This window comes from Stenotrophomonas sp. S49 (assembly GCF_016624905.1).
Taxonomy (GTDB): domain Bacteria; phylum Pseudomonadota; class Gammaproteobacteria; order Xanthomonadales; family Xanthomonadaceae; genus Stenotrophomonas.
The window spans coordinates 13,721-29,504 of sequence record NZ_JACVUD010000051.1 but is presented as its reverse complement, the minus strand read 5'-3'; the positions used below and the strand labels follow the sequence as shown (position 1 = coordinate 29,504).

14 protein-coding genes and 1 other RNA gene are annotated in these 15,784 nt (G+C 67.0%); 5 read left to right on the top strand and 10 right to left on the bottom strand.

From position 1 onward, the window contains the following. Positions 1-12 precede the first annotated feature (12 nt). The gene (locus IAE58_RS12175; protein ID WP_108752816.1) at positions 13-585 is read right to left on the bottom strand and encodes a hypothetical protein; all 573 of its coding nucleotides are present in this window, start codon (positions 583-585) and stop codon (positions 13-15) included. A gap of 228 nt (positions 586-813) precedes the next feature. On the opposite strand from IAE58_RS12175, the gene ssrA reads away from it, so the two are divergent. After that, positions 814-1,167: a transfer-messenger RNA gene (ssrA, locus tag IAE58_RS12170) on the top strand. Positions 1,168-1,329: 162 nt separating this feature from the next. Next, positions 1,330-1,806 carry a hypothetical protein gene (locus tag IAE58_RS12165; RefSeq protein WP_199933821.1) on the top strand — a complete coding sequence of 159 codons (477 nt, stop codon included), beginning with the start codon at positions 1,330-1,332 and terminating at the stop codon, positions 1,804-1,806. A gap of 18 nt (positions 1,807-1,824) precedes the next feature. Here IAE58_RS12165 and IAE58_RS12160 read toward each other — a convergent pair whose 3' ends face one another. Then, the gene (locus tag IAE58_RS12160; RefSeq protein WP_199933822.1) at positions 1,825-2,280 is read right to left on the bottom strand and encodes an isoprenylcysteine carboxylmethyltransferase family protein; all 456 of its coding nucleotides are present in this window, start codon (positions 2,278-2,280) and stop codon (positions 1,825-1,827) included. A 108-nt stretch (positions 2,281-2,388) separates the two neighbouring features. Here IAE58_RS12160 and IAE58_RS12155 point away from each other — a divergent pair, with 108 nt between their 5' ends. Both IAE58_RS12155 and IAE58_RS12150 read left to right on the top strand, forming a co-directional pair. After that, positions 2,389-4,425 (top strand): alpha/beta fold hydrolase, encoded by a 2,037-nt coding sequence (locus IAE58_RS12155; RefSeq protein ID WP_199933823.1) that lies wholly within the window; start codon positions 2,389-2,391, stop codon positions 4,423-4,425. Positions 4,426-4,523: 98 nt separating this feature from the next. Beyond that, on the top strand, positions 4,524-5,378 hold the full coding sequence (locus IAE58_RS12150; RefSeq protein ID WP_199933824.1) for an endonuclease/exonuclease/phosphatase family protein: 855 nt from the start codon (positions 4,524-4,526) through the stop codon (positions 5,376-5,378). Positions 5,379-5,394: 16 nt separating this feature from the next. On the opposite strand, the gene IAE58_RS12145 is transcribed toward IAE58_RS12150, so the two are convergent. The 7 genes from IAE58_RS12145 to IAE58_RS12115 all read right to left on the bottom strand — a co-directional run bounded on the left by IAE58_RS12145 (position 5,395) and on the right by IAE58_RS12115 (position 13,622). After that, the gene (locus IAE58_RS12145; protein WP_108749314.1) at positions 5,395-5,658 is read right to left on the bottom strand and encodes a hypothetical protein; all 264 of its coding nucleotides are present in this window, start codon (positions 5,656-5,658) and stop codon (positions 5,395-5,397) included. 163 nt (positions 5,659-5,821) lie between these two features. Then, positions 5,822-7,237 carry an efflux transporter outer membrane subunit gene (locus IAE58_RS12140; RefSeq protein ID WP_199933825.1) on the bottom strand — a complete coding sequence of 472 codons (1,416 nt, stop codon included), beginning with the start codon at positions 7,235-7,237 and terminating at the stop codon, positions 5,822-5,824. Further along, on the bottom strand, positions 7,231-7,968 hold the full coding sequence (locus tag IAE58_RS12135) for an SDR family oxidoreductase (protein WP_108752811.1): 738 nt from the start codon (positions 7,966-7,968) through the stop codon (positions 7,231-7,233). Before IAE58_RS12135 ends, IAE58_RS12140 begins: the two co-directional genes overlap by 7 nt. Positions 7,969-8,034: 66 nt before the next feature. Next, positions 8,035-11,205 (bottom strand): multidrug efflux RND transporter permease subunit, encoded by a 3,171-nt coding sequence (locus IAE58_RS12130; RefSeq protein ID WP_108752810.1) that lies wholly within the window; start codon positions 11,203-11,205, stop codon positions 8,035-8,037. 112 nt (positions 11,206-11,317) lie between these two features. Continuing rightward, positions 11,318-12,541: an efflux RND transporter periplasmic adaptor subunit gene (locus IAE58_RS12125; protein ID WP_199933826.1), complete on the bottom strand. Its 1,224-nt coding sequence runs from the start codon at positions 12,539-12,541 to the stop codon at positions 11,318-11,320. Positions 12,542-12,627: 86 nt separating this feature from the next. Continuing rightward, positions 12,628-13,398, bottom strand: coding sequence for an SDR family NAD(P)-dependent oxidoreductase (locus IAE58_RS12120; protein WP_108752808.1), 771 nt, complete (start codon positions 13,396-13,398; stop codon positions 12,628-12,630). Beyond that, positions 13,395-13,622 (bottom strand): hypothetical protein, encoded by a 228-nt coding sequence (locus IAE58_RS12115; RefSeq protein WP_108751527.1) that lies wholly within the window; start codon positions 13,620-13,622, stop codon positions 13,395-13,397. The genes IAE58_RS12120 and IAE58_RS12115 overlap by 4 nt, the downstream gene beginning before the upstream one ends. 146 nt (positions 13,623-13,768) lie before the next feature. On the opposite strand from IAE58_RS12115, the gene IAE58_RS12110 reads away from it, so the two are divergent. Continuing rightward, positions 13,769-14,797 carry a LysR family transcriptional regulator gene (locus tag IAE58_RS12110; protein ID WP_108749308.1) on the top strand — a complete coding sequence of 343 codons (1,029 nt, stop codon included), beginning with the start codon at positions 13,769-13,771 and terminating at the stop codon, positions 14,795-14,797. Between the two features lie 154 nt (positions 14,798-14,951). Here IAE58_RS12110 and IAE58_RS12105 read toward each other — a convergent pair whose 3' ends face one another. Continuing rightward, positions 14,952-15,647, bottom strand: a complete 696-nt coding sequence (locus IAE58_RS12105; RefSeq protein WP_108749307.1) for an OmpA family protein — start codon at positions 15,645-15,647, stop codon at positions 14,952-14,954. Between the last annotated feature and the right edge of the window lie 137 nt (positions 15,648-15,784).

Sequence of the window (15,784 nt, the reverse complement as noted above, 5' to 3'; positions counted from 1 at the left end):
CCCCCGCCCCGATCACCCGGCCAGCATGCCCCGCCCGCCCAGGCGCGGCGCCAGCGCCGCATGCATCACCGCCAGGTGCATCACCACCGCCAGTTCCGGCGCATGGCGGTCATCGCCGGCGCGCCACTGCTGGGCCAGGCGCGCCGCATCGGCCGGCAGCAGCGACAGCAGCTGCGCGTCATCCAGCGCATCGGCCGCACCCTGCAGCTGCCGCGCGGTCTGCCGCGACTGCCACACATGCACACCCATGCTCAGGCTGGCCAGCGACATCAGGGTCAGCGCCAGCCCGTGCTCGAACCATTGCGCCAGCACGTCCGGCCCCCACAGCAGCGCCGCCAGCACGGCCAGCGCCGGCAACCGCCAGCCCAGCCAGTGCATGCGCCCGCGCTGCGGCCAATGCACCACCACCGCACTGGCCACCAGCGCCGCCGCGGCCGTGGCCGGCAACTCACTCAGCCAGGTGGCCGCCAGCAGCATCGCCATGACCGCCCACACCCACGCCGGCGGCACCGCCCGGCGCTGGTAGTCGGCGCCCACCGGCCCGACCAGTTGTCGCAGGCTGCGCTGTTGCTTGGCTTCGGTCACCCACTGTCTCCGTGTCGATCCTGGCTCGGATGGTCGCTGCCAGTGTGTCGCAATTTCGTGCCAGGGAAGTTAGCAATCCGCTATGACAAAGGCTCTACAACCTGTTGCGGATTGAAAAACCGGCGAAGGTGACGGTTCAGCATTTTTGCCGTAGCATTACAGCCGTTGGGCAGGCCTGTGCCGTGGCAACACGGAACCGGCCTTGTACCTTGCAGCACTGTAGAAACCGGGGGTGCATTGGTTTCGACGGGGGTTGTGAAGTCGCCTGGCGCATGCCGAGGGGGTAGCTTTCCTCGTAAATCCAGCTGCAAAACTCTAGTTGCCAACGACGACAACTACGCTCTGGCCGCTTAAGGCCTAAGCCTCGAAACCGCTTGTGTCCATGCTCGCGGTGTAGAGTCACTATCATGGAATCGCGCTGGGCGGCTGCCTGTCAGTCCGGCACTAGAACACAACAGGCTGGTCCCCGGGTGCGCTTTGCACACCGTGCTGCTCGGGGGCGAGATCCAACGGTGAGCTAAGCATGTAGTGCTGGGGATGGAGTGCCTTCGGACGGCGGTTCAATTCCGCCCACCTCCACCATCTGTATGGCCTGTCGAGGCCGCAAGAAGCCGGATCTCCTACCAAGGGGTTCCGGCTTTTTTGTTGCCGCCTCCCTCCCCGCGGTGACAGCCCACCCGCACCTGCCGCACACTGCAGAACCAACGGCCACACGCCCTGCCCGCCACCCCAGAAGGATCTGCCATGAACCTCCGCCTGCCCACCCTGCTGCTCGCCCTGGCCACTGGTGCCACCACCGCCGCCACCGCCGCGCCCGCCGCCAAGCCCACCGCCGCCCTGGAAACCCTGCTGGCCTGTCGGCCCGGTTCGGATTTCACCCAGGCCCAGGCCGAACAGGCGCTGCGCGCAGCCGGGCTAACCCCGGTGCCGGGTGGCGTGTTCCAGCCCAAGGGCGGCAAAGTGGCATTGCTGGGCGGCATCGTGACCAGTGCCGATGTCAGCGTGATTGCCGGCGGGCAGAAGAGCATCCATGTGTACCTGCAGGGCATCACCGCCGCGCAGGTCGGCCGCAGCCTGTCGGTCACCACGGTGAACGACGATGCCGACAGCGAAGCGCCGTCCTACATCCGCAAGGTCGATGCACGCCACACCCAGCACGTGGGCGCGGCCGACGATTACGAGGGCTATTCGGCCGCGGTCAGCTGCCAGATCTCGCCGTAACCCTGCGCGGCACGGCGCCTACAGCCAGCGCCGCACCTGGCTGCGGAATACCTCGTAGCGGGCACCAAAGCGCGCGGCCAGCGCGCGCTCTTCCGGCACGATCTGCAGGCGGGTGATCCACGCCACGAACAGCGGCACCACCAGCAGCGCCAGCGCGTTGCGCAGCAGCAGCATCGCGCCCAGCAGCACCAGCGCCTGGCCCAGGTACATGGGGTTGCGGCTGTAGCGATAGATCCCGCTGGTCACCAGCACCGTGGTCGAAGTCGGCCGCAGTGGGTTCACCGTGGTGCGCACGCGGCCGAAGGTCCACTTCGGCAGCAGGTTCAGCAGCAGGCCCAGCACCCCGATGGAAACCGCTGCCCAGGCCGGCACCGGCAGCTGCCACCGGGCCAGCAGGCCGTCCAGCGCCCAGCCCGCCAGGCCGCACAGCAGCATGACCAGCGGGGGCGGAATGCGGGTTTCCAGCAGGTGCATCGGCATCCCCGGGCGTCAGCGCAAGGCCCGCAGTGTCACACACGCCGCCACTTTCTTCCGCGTTGACGCCGCTCCGGCTAGAGTGGCGCCACTGCGCAGGAGGACCGCATGGCATTACCCGGTTTCACCGTCGTTCGCCACATGGCGCTGGCCGCCACCGCCCTGCTGCTGCTGAGTGGCTGCGCCACGCTTCGCCAGTTCGGCCCGTCGGTGCAGGTGGGCACGGTCACCCCGGGCCAGTACATCGCGCTGAAGCGCGGTGACATCCTGACCAGCGGCAAGCTGAGTGCGGCCACCTGGGAAACGCTGCGTGTGGCCGGGCTGGATGAAACCGCGTGTGCCAAACCAGGCCCGGCCTGCATCGAGGCGATGGAAGCGAGCATCGTCGTGCGCGAGGAGGACAAGCGTTCCAGCCTGGCCGAACTGTGGCTGCAGTATGCGATGAGTCTGCCCGCGCCAAAGCGCGAATCCCCGGCCGCGGCACGTGCGGCGGCGCCGACGCAGCCGCTGGCCCCGCTCGATGCCGGCTTCCAGCCACGTCTGGATGCATGGATGCAGGTGGCCCGCCAGGCCTACGCGTATCTGTTCTTCACCGAGCGCACCGCCAACCAGCGCGGCTTCGAAGACCGCCAGACCCAGGTGCGCGATTACTACAATCTGGCCGTGCAGGAAGCCTCTGTGATGCTGTTCGAGGTGTATTCGCGCGGCGACGCCGGCAGCGACCGTTCACGCCTGCAGGTGGGGCCGTGGACCTTCGTGCTGGCCCCCGATGCCGACGGTGCCACCCAGGATGGCCGGCAACTGGTCGAGCTGGTGCCAGCCGCGTCGATGTCCTTCACCGGCACCCTGCGCAGCGTGCACCGCCGCGATGGCTTCGGTGCCGAGCTGGTGGCGGTGATGGCCGACCCCAGCGAGCAGCCTGCTGCTGCGGCGCCGGCTGCAGCGCCGGGCAGCCCGCAGGCTGCTGCCGCCGCCTCCGTGCGCGACTGGAGCGAGATGCCCTCGCCGTCGATGACGGTGCTGCTGCGCTTTGCCGGCGCCAACCTGTGGGAAGTGCTGCACGACAACGCGCCCACGCTGGAAATCCATGATCCGTACCAGGTGTCCGAGGTGCAGCTGCACGGCGAGCAGGTGCCGCTGGCGGCCAACTTCACCGCCGGTTACGCGCTGTGGCTGGCACGCTCCAATTTCAGCCGGCAATCGCTGCGCTCGCTGTTCGGTGGCAAAGGCGGTATCGAGCGCCCGCATCTGTTCATGATGCAGCCGTTCGACCCGGACCGGCGCGTGCTGCTGATGATCCACGGCCTGGCCAGCAGCCCGGAAGCGTGGGTGAACGTGGCCAATGAACTGATGCGCGACGAAGAGATCCGTCGCGACTTCCAGATCTGGCAGTTTTACTACCCCACCAACATGCCGATCGCGCTCAGCCATGATGCGATTCGCCACACGCTGGACGATGTGCTGGCGCACTTCGATCCGGGTGGGAAGGATGTGGCTTCGCACGACATGGTGGTGGTCGCGCACAGCATGGGCGGGGTGATCTCGCGGCTGTTGGTTTCCTCATCTGGCGACCATCTGGTGCAGACCCTGCTGGACACTGCGCAGATGTCGCCGGTGCAGCGCGAACTGCTGCGCACGCGCGGCGCACCGCTGCTGAATTTCCAGCCGGAACCGGAGATTTCGCGGGTAGTGTTCATCGCCACCCCGCACCGTGGCACCGATGTGGCCGGCACGCGCCTGGGCCGATGGATCGGCAAGTTCGTGCGCCTGCCGTTGACCGTGCTGGAAGACGTGGCCAGCCTGGCCAACGACGGCCAGATCGAACGCAACGATGACAAGCACGGTTATCGCATGAACAGCATCCAGAACCTGGACAAGGACGATGCCTTCATCAAGGCGGTGGCCGACCTGCCGATGGCGCCGAAGGTGCGCTACCACTCCATCATTGCCCGCTCCAACGCGCAGGGCCCGCTGCAGGACAGCAGCGATGGACTGGTGCCCTATTGGAGCTCGCACCTGCCGCATGCGCAGTCTGAAAAGGTGATCGTGTCCGGCCACAGCGTGCAGGAAGCGACACCGGCCATCGTCGAGCTGCGGCGTATCCTGCACGAGGACATGCAGGCGCACGACGCCCCACGCGACTGAAGCCCCTGCCAATGGCCAGCGGCCACACCCGGCATATCCGCCGGGTGCCATCCGTGCGATCCTCTGGAATCGTTTTCATGGAATGGAGGGATTCCACGATGTTGCATCACGTCCGCCGCACCGCACTCTGCGCGGTGTTGGCCCTGGCCCTGCCAGCCGCCGCCTGGGCTGCCAGCCCGGCACCCCTGAAAGTCATGTCGTTCAATGTGCGCACGCCGGCCGATACCGAGCCGGGCAAGCGCTGGCCGGACCGCCGCGATGCGATGGTCAAGGTCATCTTGGAGGCACACCCGGCGGTGATCGGCACCCAGGAACTGGTGCCCGAACAGGCCAGCTATCTGGCCGAGCACCTGCCTGGCTACCGCTGGTTCGGCAAAGGCCGCCGCGGCGGCGACGGCGACGAGCACATGGGCGTGTTCTACGATAGCAAGGTGCTGGCGATCGAGCAGTCCGGCGACTTCTGGCTGTCGGACACCCCGGACGTGGCGGGCAGCATCACCTGGGGCAACCTGTACCCGCGCATGGTCACCTGGGCGCTGTTCCGCCGCCTGGACGACGGCCGCCGCTTCTACTTCATGGACACCCACCTGCCCTACCGCGACGAGGATGAGCCGCGCCGGCAGAAGGGGGCCGAACTGATCGCCCAGCGTGTGGCCGACCTGCCGGCGGATCTGCCGGTGGTACTGACCGGTGACTTCAACAGCGAACCGGGCAGCGGCACCTACCAGGCCTTCACCCGCGTGCTGCAGGACACCCGCACCCAGGTGGCCGCTCCGAAGGGGCCGCGCAAGACCTTCCATGATTTCACCGGTAAGGCCACCACGCAGCTGGACTGGGTGCTGGTGCGCGGCTTCCACGCGCGCAGCTTCACCACCGACGACCGCCGCATCGGCGGGGTGCTGCCCTCGGACCACTTCCCGCTGGTGGTGGAACTGGACTGGCCGACACCCTGACCGACACGCCCCCTGCTCAGGGCGGGGGGCGCTTGTCCAACAGGCGGAACAGCGCCTGGTGCTGGTCGCGCGCCTGGAAGATGCGTGCGGCCACCGCCAGGAACAGGGCCACGCAGATCAGGCCGACGCCGAGCATGGAATCGGGCAGGCGCATGAAACCCACGGCGCCGGTCAGCGCGGCCAGCACCATCAGCACCACCACCGCCACCGACAGCCCTGCCCCAGGCAGGCCGGGATCGCCAAACAGCATCCGCTGGGTGGATCGCTTCTCGTCACGCATCGCCGGTCCTTGCTGGGGGGTGTCCCACTAGGTACACCGCGCAGGCAGATTCCGGCAGAGTCAGAAACGACATGGCGCCGACAGGCGTTGCCGCCAGACCGTGCAGTGCGCGGGCATCACGCCGCCAGCCACGCTGGATACGACGTGATGCCCTCGCCTGCTGTCAGCGGCTGGCCACCGCCGGCTGCGGCGCCTGGCCCCAGCCGCCCAGTGCCTTGTAGACACCGACCACGCTGACATTCACTTCCGCCTCGGCTGCGGCCAGCGCATCGTCGGCGGCCAACTGGGTGCGCTGCGCATCCAGCAGGGTCAGGAAGTCTTCCGAACCTTCGCGGAAGCGGATCTGCGCCAGCGATTCGGCACGTCGTGCCGCCTGCGCCTGCTCGACCACGATCGCCAGACGCGCCTGCTGCTTGGAATAGCGGGTCAGCGCGTTTTCGGTGTCTTCCAGGGCCAGCAGCACGGCCTGTTCGTACTGCGCTGCCACGCCTTCGGCTTCGGCCTTGCTGGCACGCAGGCGCGCCTTCACCGTGCCGAAGTCGAATGCAGCCCAGCTGATCGACGGGGTGAGCGACCACGCCTTGTTGTTGCCGTTGACCAGGCCGCTGGCATCGCCGCCGAGGAAACCGACGAAGCCGGACAGCGACAGGCGCGGGAACAGATCGGCGGTGGCCACGCCAACCCGCGCGGTAGCAGCGGCCAGGCGGCGTTCGGCCACGCGCACGTCGGCACGCTGGCGCAGCAGTTCGCGGGTATCGCCCAGCGGCAGCGCCTTGGCGAATGCGGGCACGTCATGCGGGGCCAGCATCGCGCTCAGCACTTCCGGGCGCTGGCCCAACAGCACGGCCAGACGGTTGCGCGACTGTGCTTCGGCTACTTCCAGCAGCGGAATGTCAGCCTCGATCGCCTTCAGGCGCGCGCGGCTGCTCTGCACGTCCAGTTCGCTGCCAGCGCCCAGTTCCCAGCGCGCTTCGGTCAGCTTCTGCGTATCGCGCAGGTTTTCCAGCGTGTGCTGGGCCACCGCGATGCGCTTCTGGGTGCCACGCAGTTCGAAGTAGTTGCGCGCCACTTCGGCTGCCACCAGCACCTGTGCGTCGGCCAGGTTGGCCTGCTCGGCGCCCAGATCGGCACGCGCGGCTTCGGCGGCGCGGCGCTTGCGGCCGAACAGATCCAGTTCCCAGCCGGCATCGAAGCCGAGCTGGTAGCTTTCGCTGAACACCCGCTCGCCGCCCTGCTGTGCATCGGGCTGCTTGCGGCGGTCGTAGCTGCCACCGGCGGTGACATGCGGGGCCTGGTCGAAGCGGCTTTCCACGAACACTGCGCGGGCCTGGCTGACGCGGGCCACGGCCACGCGCAGGTCCAGGTTGTCCGACAGGGCGCCGTGCACCAGCTCTTCCAGCACCGGATCGTCGAACTGCGCCCACCAGCTGGCCACTGGCGCGGCCGTGCTGAACACCGTCTGCTGCGCGCTCTGCAGGGCCACCGGTTCCTGCACCGGTGCCTTGTAGTTCGGGCCGACGGTCACGCAGCCGGCCAGCACCAGGCTGGACACGGCGGCGGCCAAGGTACGGATCACCACGGCAGCACCTCGCCCAGGTAGGTGAAGCTGCCGCTGGCGCCGGCCTCGCCGATCAGCGCCATTTCCACGCTGGAACGGGCGCCTTCGCTGATTTCGATTTCGCCGTTGCCACCGTTCATGTCCGTCTTCACGTAACCGGGGTGCACGGTGTTGACCTTGATCGGCGTGTTGCGCAGCTCGTAGGCCAGGGCCAGGGTCCAGCTGTTCACCGCCGCCTTGGAGGCGTTGTAGGCGGGAATCTTGAAATCGTAGATGCCCGAGTTCGGGTCGGCATGCAGGGTCTGCGAGCCGAGCATGCTGGACACGTTGACGATGCGGCCCGACTTGGCCTGCTTGACCAGCGGCAGGAAGGCCTGGGTAACGGCCACCAGCGCATACACGTTGGTGTCGAAGGTGCGGCGCCAGGTATCGAGCGACTGCTCGGACGGTGCCTGCGCCGGGTTTTCGATCATGATGCCGGCGTTGTTCACCAGGATGTCAAGGCGACCGTGGCGCTGGCGCACCTGTTCGGCGGCTTCGGCAATGCTGGCCGCATCGGTCACGTCCAGCTGGATGGCTTCCACCGGCAGGCCTTCGGCCTGCAGCTGCAACGCCTGTTCCACCGCCGTTTCGCGCTTGCGACCGGCCAGCAGCGTATGCACGCCGGCCTGCGCCAGCTGGCGCACGGTTTCCAGGCCGATGCCGCGGGTGGCGCCGGTAACCAGGGCAATCTTGTTCTGATGGGTGTTCATGGGGTCATGCCTCGATAGGGGAAAGCGGGCGCCGGCACCGGGCCGGCGCAACCGCTGTTTTCCAGGTCAGTGATGGATGGTCGGTTCGCCGTGCTGCACCAGCTGGCCACCGCCGTTGCGGGTGACGAACTTGCGCAGGGCGACGTAGAACACGGGGGTCAGGAACAGGCCGAACAGGGTCACGCCCAGCATGCCGGCGAACACGGTGATGCCGGTAACCGAGCGTACCTCGGCACCTGCGCCATGCGACAGCACCAGCGGCACGGTGCCGGCGATGAAGGCGATGGAGGTCATCACGATCGGGCGCAGGCGCAGGCGGCAGGCTTCCAGGGCGGCCTCGACAATGCCCTTGCCGCCCATTTCCAGCTCACGGGCGAACTCGACGATCAGGATCGCGTTCTTGCACGCAAGGCCCATCAGCACCACCAGGCCCACCTGCACGAACACGTTGTTGTCACCGCCGGTCAGCCACACGCCGAACAGGGCCGACAGCAGGGTCATCGGTACGATCAGGATCACCGCCAGCGGCAGCGACCAGCTTTCGTACAGCGCAGCCAGCACCAGGAAGGCCAGCATGATCGCCACCGGGAAGACGATGAAGGCGGCCTTGCCCTGGGTTGCCTGCTGGTAGCTCAGGTCGGTCCATTCGGTGGTCATGCCCACCGGCAGCACCTTGCCGGCGATCTCGGTCAGCTTGTTCATGGCTTCGGCCGAGGACAGAACGCGCGGGTCGGCTTCACCGGCCAGGTCGGCGGCCGGGTAGCCGTTGAAGCGCAGCACCGGGTCCGGGCCGTAGGTCTGCTTCACGGTGACCATCGAACCGATCGGCACCATCTCGCCACGGTCGTTGCGGGTACGCAGCTTGCCGATGTCTTCCACGCTTTCACGGAACGGACCATCGGCCTGGGCGATCACCTGCCAGGTACGGCCGAACTGGTTGAAGTCGTTCACGTAGGCCGAGCCCAGGTAGGTCTGCAGGGTGTCGAACAGCTCGGTGAGCTGCACGCCCTGCGCCTTGGCCTTCACCCGGTCAACTTCCGCATCCAGCTGCGGCACGTTGGCCTGGTAGCTGGTGATCGGGAACGCCATGCCCGGGGTCTGTGCCACTGCACCCTGCATCGATTGCACCGCATTCTGCAGGGCGCCATAGCCCAGGTTGCCGCGGTCTTCGATGAACATCTGGTAGCCGTTGCCGTTGCCCAGGCCGAGGATCGGCGGCGGCATCATCGAGAACGCGAAGCCTTCCTGCAGGCCGGCGATCTTCTGGTTGATCTCGGCATTGATCTGCGCGGCGGTACGGCCGTGGCGCTCGTTGAACGGCTTGAGCGGGATGAAGGCCACGCCGGTGTTGGGCGTGTTGGTGAACTGCAGCGCGTTCAGACCCGGGAACGAGATGGTGTGGGCCACGCCATCGGTTTCCTGGGCGATCTTGGCGACCTTGCGCAGCATTTCATCGGTACGCGCGATCGACGAGCCTTCCGGCAGCTTCACACCGGCAATCAGGTACAGCTTGTCCTGGGTGGGAATGAAGCCCGGCGGCACCAGCTTGAAGATCACACCGGTACCCACCAGCAGGATCGCGTAGACCACGAACACCGCACCACGACGGCCGAGGATCTTCGAAACGCCACGCTCGTACTTTTCCGAGCTGGACTTGAAGAAGCGGTTGAACGGGCGGAACACCCAGCCGAACAGACGGTCGATCAGGCGGCTCGGGGCATCCTTGGGCGCACCGTGCGGCTTTAGCAGGCGCGCGGCCAGCGCCGGCGACAGGGTGAGCGAGTTGATGGCCGAGATGACCGTGGAGATGGCGATGGTGACGGCAAACTGCTTGTAGAACTGGCCGGTGACACCGGACAGGAAAGCCATCGGCACGAACACCGCGCACAGCACCAGGGCGATGGCGATGATCGGCCCGGACACTTCGCGCATGGCCTGGTGTGCCGCTGCAGTGGGCGACAGACCTTCTTCGATGTTGCGTTCAACGTTTTCCACGACCACGATCGCATCGTCCACCACGATGCCGATCGCCAGCACCAGGCCGAACAGGCTGAGCGTGTTGATAGAGAAGCCCAGCAGGTACAGCGCAGCGAACGTGCCCACCACCGACACCGGCACGGCGATCAGCGGAATGATCGACGCGCGCCAGGTCTGCAGGAACAGGATCACCACCAGCACCACCAGGGCGATGGCTTCCAGCAGCGTGGACACCACGGCCTTGATCGAATCGCGCACGAAGATGGTGGTGTCATACACCGCTTCGTACTTCACGTCGGCCGGGAACGTCTTCTGCATCTCGTCCATGGTGCCGATCACAGCATCACGGATCTCCAGCGCGTTGGCGCCGGGCGACTGGAAGATGCCGATGCCCACCGCGTTCTTGCCATCCAGCTGCGAACGCAGGGTGTAATCGCCGGCGCCCAGTTCCAGGCGGGCCACATCGGACAGGCGCACGATTTCGCCATCGGTGCCGCTCTTGAGGACGATGTCGCCGAATTCCTGCTCGCTCTTCAGTCGGCCCTGCGCATTGATCAGGGTCAGGAACTGGCTGTTGGGCAGCGGTTCGGCACCGAGCTGGCCGGCCGAGACCTGCACGTTCTGTTCGCGCATGGCGGCCACCACGTCGCTGGCGGTCAGGCCGCGCGCGGCCACCTTGTCCGGGTCCAGCCAGGCGCGCATGGCGTAGTCACCGCCACCGAATATCTGCGCATCACCCACGCCCTGGATACGTGCCAGCGCGTCCTTCACGTGCAGGCGAGCGTAGTTGCGCAGGTACAGCGTGTCGTACTTGCCATTGGGCGAGGTCAGGTGCACCACCATCAGGAAGGTGGGCGACTGCTTCTGCGTGGTCACGCCCTGCCGACGCACGTCTTCGGGCAGGCGCGCCTGCGCCTGGGCCACGCGGTTCTGCACCTTCACCGCCGCTTCGTCCGGATCGGTGCCCGGGCGGAAGGTGATGGTCATCTGCAGCACGCCGTCCGAACCGGCCACCGACTTGAGGTACATCATGCCCTCGACGCCGTTGATCGCTTCTTCCAGCGGGGTGGCCACGGTTTCAGCAATGACCTTGGGGTTGGCGCCCGGGTAGACCGTGCGCACGACCACCGACGGCGGCACCACTTCGGGGTACTCGCCGATCGGCAGGATGGGGATCGAGATCAGGCCAGCGGCGAAGATCACGATCGACAGCACCGCCGCGAAGATCGGCCTGTCGATGAAGAAACGGGAAAAGTCCATGGAGGAATTCCTGGGAAATGCCGCCGACGGGCAACAGCCGCCCTGCCCCTCGTCGAAATGACGAAGGCAGGGAAGGCTGCCGCAGGCGCCGGCAGCTAGAGGGAAACGCGGATCAGTGCTTCAGTGCGGCGGTCGCATCGCGGCCCGGTGCGGGGGCCGGCTGCGGCTGCATCGCCACGGCCTTGGCCTGCACCGGCATGCCCGGCATGAAGACCTTCTGCACGCCGTCGATGATCACCTTGTCACCGGCAGCCAGACCGTCTTCGACGATGCGCAGGCCTTCGGCGGTGCGGCCCAGGCGGACATCGCGACGCTGCGCCTTGCCCTCCTTGTCGACCACGTACACGTACTTGCGGTCCTGGTCGGTCAGCACCGCCTTGTCATCGATCAGGCGGGCTTCGAACTGGCCGCTGCCCAGCAGCTGCACGCGCGCGAACAGGCCGGGGGTGAACTGGCGATCGGCATTGTCCAGCAGCGCACGCACGCGGATGGTGCCGGTGCTGCGGGTGACCTGGTTGTCGAGGAAATCGACCTTGCCGCTGTGCGGGTAGCCGTCTTCGCCGGACAGGCCAACCTTCACCGGCAGTTCGCTGTCACGCTCGCTGGGGCGCTGGCCGTTGCGGGCCATCTGGGTGTAGCGCAGGAAGGTGCTCTCGTCGGCATCGAAGTAGACGAACACCGTGTCCAGCGACACCAGCGTGGTCAGCACGCTGGCGCTGTCGCCGGCGGTCACCAGGTTGCCGGCGGTGACCATCGCGCGGCCGGCGCGGCCATCAATGGGTGCACGCACCTTGGTGAACTCCAGGTTCAGGCGCGCCGCATCCAGTGCTGCCTGCGCGGCCTGCACGGCGGCGCCGGACTGGTCCGCAGCGGCGCGGCGCTGTTCGGCGGTTTCGGTGGAAATGGCCTGCTGTTCGGCCAAGCGCTTGGCGCGCTCGGATTCGCTGCGTGCCAGGCTGGCCTGGGTGCGGGCACGGGCGAGTTCGGCGGCGGCGCGATCGTACTCGGCCTGGTAGCTGCGCGCGTCGATGGTGAACAGGACAGCGCCCTTCTTCACTTCTTCGCCTTCGACATAGTTGACCTTGTCGATGTAGCCGGACACGCGCGGACGCAGCTCGACGCTCTGCACGGCTTCAACGCGGCCGCTGAATTCGTCCCACTGGCTGACCTGCTTGACCAGTACCGGCGCGGCGCTGACCTGCGGCGGCGGCGGTGCACCGGCCTCTTCGGCATGACCGCCACTGCAGGCGGCCAGCACCGCCGCGGCAAGAATGGAGACACCGGCCATCGCCAGGCGATGACCGATACGGTGTGGAGGGGTGTTGGGGGAAGTCATGGCATGCATCCGTACGGAAGGGGTGGTGGTTCGGTGACGTGTTCGTTTTCTGGCGGCGTAGCCTGCGACCTCAACGATGGTTGAGGTCAAGCAACGCCTGCGGTGTCGCGCCACAGCGGTGGCAGGTCCAGGTTCAACAGCCCGCGCGGCAGTTCGGCATCACTGCTGTCACAGCGGACGATGGCGCGGTTGTCGCGGCAGCCGTCGAGCAGGGACACCACGCGGCGGCCAACCAGCAGCGAGCTGGGCCATTCGATGCAGGCGTTGGCCGCATTGCTGGGGGTACAGACCGGATTGCCGACCTCCAGCATCTGCGCGCGCACGCCCATCGCCTGCGCTTCCTGGTGCACCACCTGCGCGTACATGCGCAGCGCTGCGGTGGTGATCGAGGTTTCGCCGTAGCCGGCCCATGGCTTGGCACCGGCCGGACTGCCGATCAGCACATAGCGGCGCGCGTGCGGGTTGTCCTGCAGCAGCGGCAACAGATGGCGCGCGGCGTGCACGTGCGGCATCAGGTCAGCCTGCAGCGCGCCCAGCAGCGCGTCGCCGCTGCGCGCCGTAACCCGGCCACGGTTGTACGGGCCGCCCATGGCCGCCACCACGGCGGCCAGCGGACGCGGGCGCTGCGCCACGCGCTCGGCCACGGTGCGCGCCGACGCATCGTCGCTGAGCGAGCCGAGCATCGTCTGCAGGCCCGGCTCATCGGCGAACTGTTCGTGCAGTGCTGCCAGTCGGCCGGGATCGCGGCCGACCACCAGCACCGGGCTGCCGGCCTCCAGCAGCGCACCGACCACGCCCTGGCCGACCGCGCCGGTGCCGCCGAGGACCAGGACCTCGGGGGTCAGAATCCCATTCACGGGACATTTCCTCCCAAATCCGGGATAGTCCCAATTCGACGCAGGCGATCACCCTGACGCGGGGCCAGGCGGATGGAACCGCCACGCTGCTGACGCAGGGGCGCGGTAAACTCCCGGAAATCCTTGTGTACCAAGGAACTCGGGCGAACTTCCACGGTCATCGCCTGGTCCAGGGTGTCCTGGCCGGCAAGCCGGAAGCGGGCAAGAATGTTGCGCAGGCTCATGGCGGACGGGCTCCAATCAACGAATGGCGCCACGATAGACCTCAAACCTTTACTTGATTAGTCCGGATTAAGGGGAATAATCATCCCGTCTCCGGTCCAATCGTTCTGTCACGATATCCCCGTCCCCGGCGTCCAGGATCCCGATCATGTCCCACGATCTCAATGAAACCCTGATCTTCGTCAAAGTGGTCGAGCAAGGCAGCTTCATCGCCGCCGCCAAGTCGCTCGGCCTGCCCAAGACCACGGTCAGCCGCAAGGTGCAGGAGCTGGAAACGCGCCTGGGCGCGCGTCTGCTGCACCGGACCACGCGCCGCCTCGGCCTGACCGAAGCCGGTTCGATCTACCACGAGCACTGCCAGCGCATCGCGCGCGAACTGGAAGAAGCCGAGAGCGCGGTCAGCCAGTTGCAGTCGGGCCCGCGCGGTTGGCTGCGTTTCACCGTGCCCTACTCGATCGGCATCACCTGGATCGCGCCGCTGTTGGGCCAGTTCCATGCGCAGTACCCGGAAATCCGCCTGGACATGCATATGGGCAACGAGAAGCTGGACCTGATTGCAGGCGAAGCCGACCTGGCCCTGCGCGTGGGTGCCCTGCCCGATTCCAACCTGGTGGCGCGCAAGCTGGGCAGCCTGCGCACCCAGGTGTTCGCCAGCCCGGCCTACATTGAACGCTATGGCGAACCGCTGCACCCGGAAGAACTGCAGTTCCACCGCATCCTGGCGATGCGCAAGCCGCACCACACCGGTAATTCGCCGCGCTTCACCTGGCAGCTGGGCGAAAACGGCGGCGAGCTGCGTGACTTCCCGGTCACCCCGCTGATGACCGCCAACGACATGTCGGCACTCAATGGTGCGCTGGTGTGCGGCGAAGGGCTGCTGCTGACCGGCGATGTGATGGCCAAGCCCTTCGTTGAATCGGGCATGGTGCGCCGCGTGCTGGCCGGCTGGACCGGCCCGGAAGTGGACTTCAATGCGGTGTTCGCCGGCGGCCGCCTGGTGTCGCCGAAGGTGCGCGCCTTCGTCGATTTCCTGGTCGAAAAGCTCAACTTCGATGCCAACTACATGCTGGCCCAGTGCCCAGCCGCGAAGCTGGCACAGCGGCAGCAGGAGAAGGAAGACGCCGCGCTGGAAAGCAGCGGCAAGCGGATTCTGGAGAAGGTGACGGCCGCGGCGTGACCGGTGGTCGTCATCCTGGACCGCCTTTTGTAGAGTCGAGCCATGCTCGACTGCTTCCGAGCGTGCCGAGCATGGCTCGGCACCTACAAAAAATGCCGCCTGTGAGGGCGGCATTTTTGTTCCGGCTTCGCCGGAACAGCAGTAAGGCTGCGCGTTACTGCTTCAACGGAATCACGCGGATTTCCACGCGGCGGTTCTGCGCGCGGCCGGCGTCGGTGCTGTTGTCGGCAATCGGGTAGGCCTTGCCGGCACCCAGGGTTTCGATACGCACCTGCTGCACGCCCTGGCCCACCAGGTACTGCGCCACCGAATCGGCACGTTCCTTCGACAGGCGGTTGTTCACCGCATCGCTGCCGATGCTGTCGGTATGGCCGACCACTTCGATCATGGTCTGGTTGTACTCATTCAGCGTGCTGGCAACACCGTTGAGCGAGCTGTAGAACTGCGGCTTCAGCGCCGACTTGCCGAAATCGAAGGTGATGCCATCGGGCAGGTTCAGGGTGATGTTGTCGCCCTGGCGCTGCACGTCGATGCCGGTGTTGGCGGTGCGCTCACGCAGCGCGCGTTCCTGGCGGTCCTGGTAGTTGCCGATGGCTGCGCCGCTGAGCGCGCCGATGCCCGCGCCGATCAAGGCATGCTGGCGGCGTTCGGTGGCGCTGTTGCCGGTCAGCAGGCCGGCCGCCACACCCACGGCGGTGCCGATCAGGGCGCCACGGCCGGTGCGGTTCTGCTGCTCGGTCGGATTGCCGTACTGATCGCTCTGCACGTAGGAGCCGCCGGTGGCGCACGCACTCAGCGCGGCGGCAGTCATCAGGGCCAGTGCGACGTTGCGGGTGGTGTTGCGGATCATGGGTGGTCTCCTTGGATGCCGGCCGATGCGGCGTGCGAACGCTCAGGAGGATATACACGCCGGCGCGATGCCGGGATGATGAATGTGAAGGCCGGACGTGCTGCATTCAGCTTTCTGACCCGGCCTTCATCCAGCCC

Coding starts and splice junctions, on each gene's coding strand:
- IAE58_RS12160 (WP_199933822.1), bottom strand. CDS start 2,280: ATGCACCTGCTGGAAACCCGCATTCCGCCCCCGCTGGTCATGCTGCTG.
- IAE58_RS12110 (WP_108749308.1), top strand. CDS start 13,769: ATGTCCCACGATCTCAATGAAACCCTGATCTTCGTCAAAGTGGTCGAG.
- IAE58_RS12155 (WP_199933823.1), top strand. CDS start 2,389: ATGGCATTACCCGGTTTCACCGTCGTTCGCCACATGGCGCTGGCCGCC.
- IAE58_RS12150 (WP_199933824.1), top strand. CDS start 4,524: ATGTTGCATCACGTCCGCCGCACCGCACTCTGCGCGGTGTTGGCCCTG.
- IAE58_RS12130 (WP_108752810.1), bottom strand. CDS start 11,205: ATGGACTTTTCCCGTTTCTTCATCGACAGGCCGATCTTCGCGGCGGTG.
- IAE58_RS12135 (WP_108752811.1), bottom strand. CDS start 7,968: ATGAACACCCATCAGAACAAGATTGCCCTGGTTACCGGCGCCACCCGC.
- IAE58_RS12105 (WP_108749307.1), bottom strand. CDS start 15,647: ATGATCCGCAACACCACCCGCAACGTCGCACTGGCCCTGATGACTGCC.
- IAE58_RS12125 (WP_199933826.1), bottom strand. CDS start 12,541: ATGACTTCCCCCAACACCCCTCCACACCGTATCGGTCATCGCCTGGCG.
- IAE58_RS12115 (WP_108751527.1), bottom strand. CDS start 13,622: ATGAGCCTGCGCAACATTCTTGCCCGCTTCCGGCTTGCCGGCCAGGAC.
- IAE58_RS12165 (WP_199933821.1), top strand. CDS start 1,330: ATGAACCTCCGCCTGCCCACCCTGCTGCTCGCCCTGGCCACTGGTGCC.
- IAE58_RS12145 (WP_108749314.1), bottom strand. CDS start 5,658: ATGCGTGACGAGAAGCGATCCACCCAGCGGATGCTGTTTGGCGATCCC.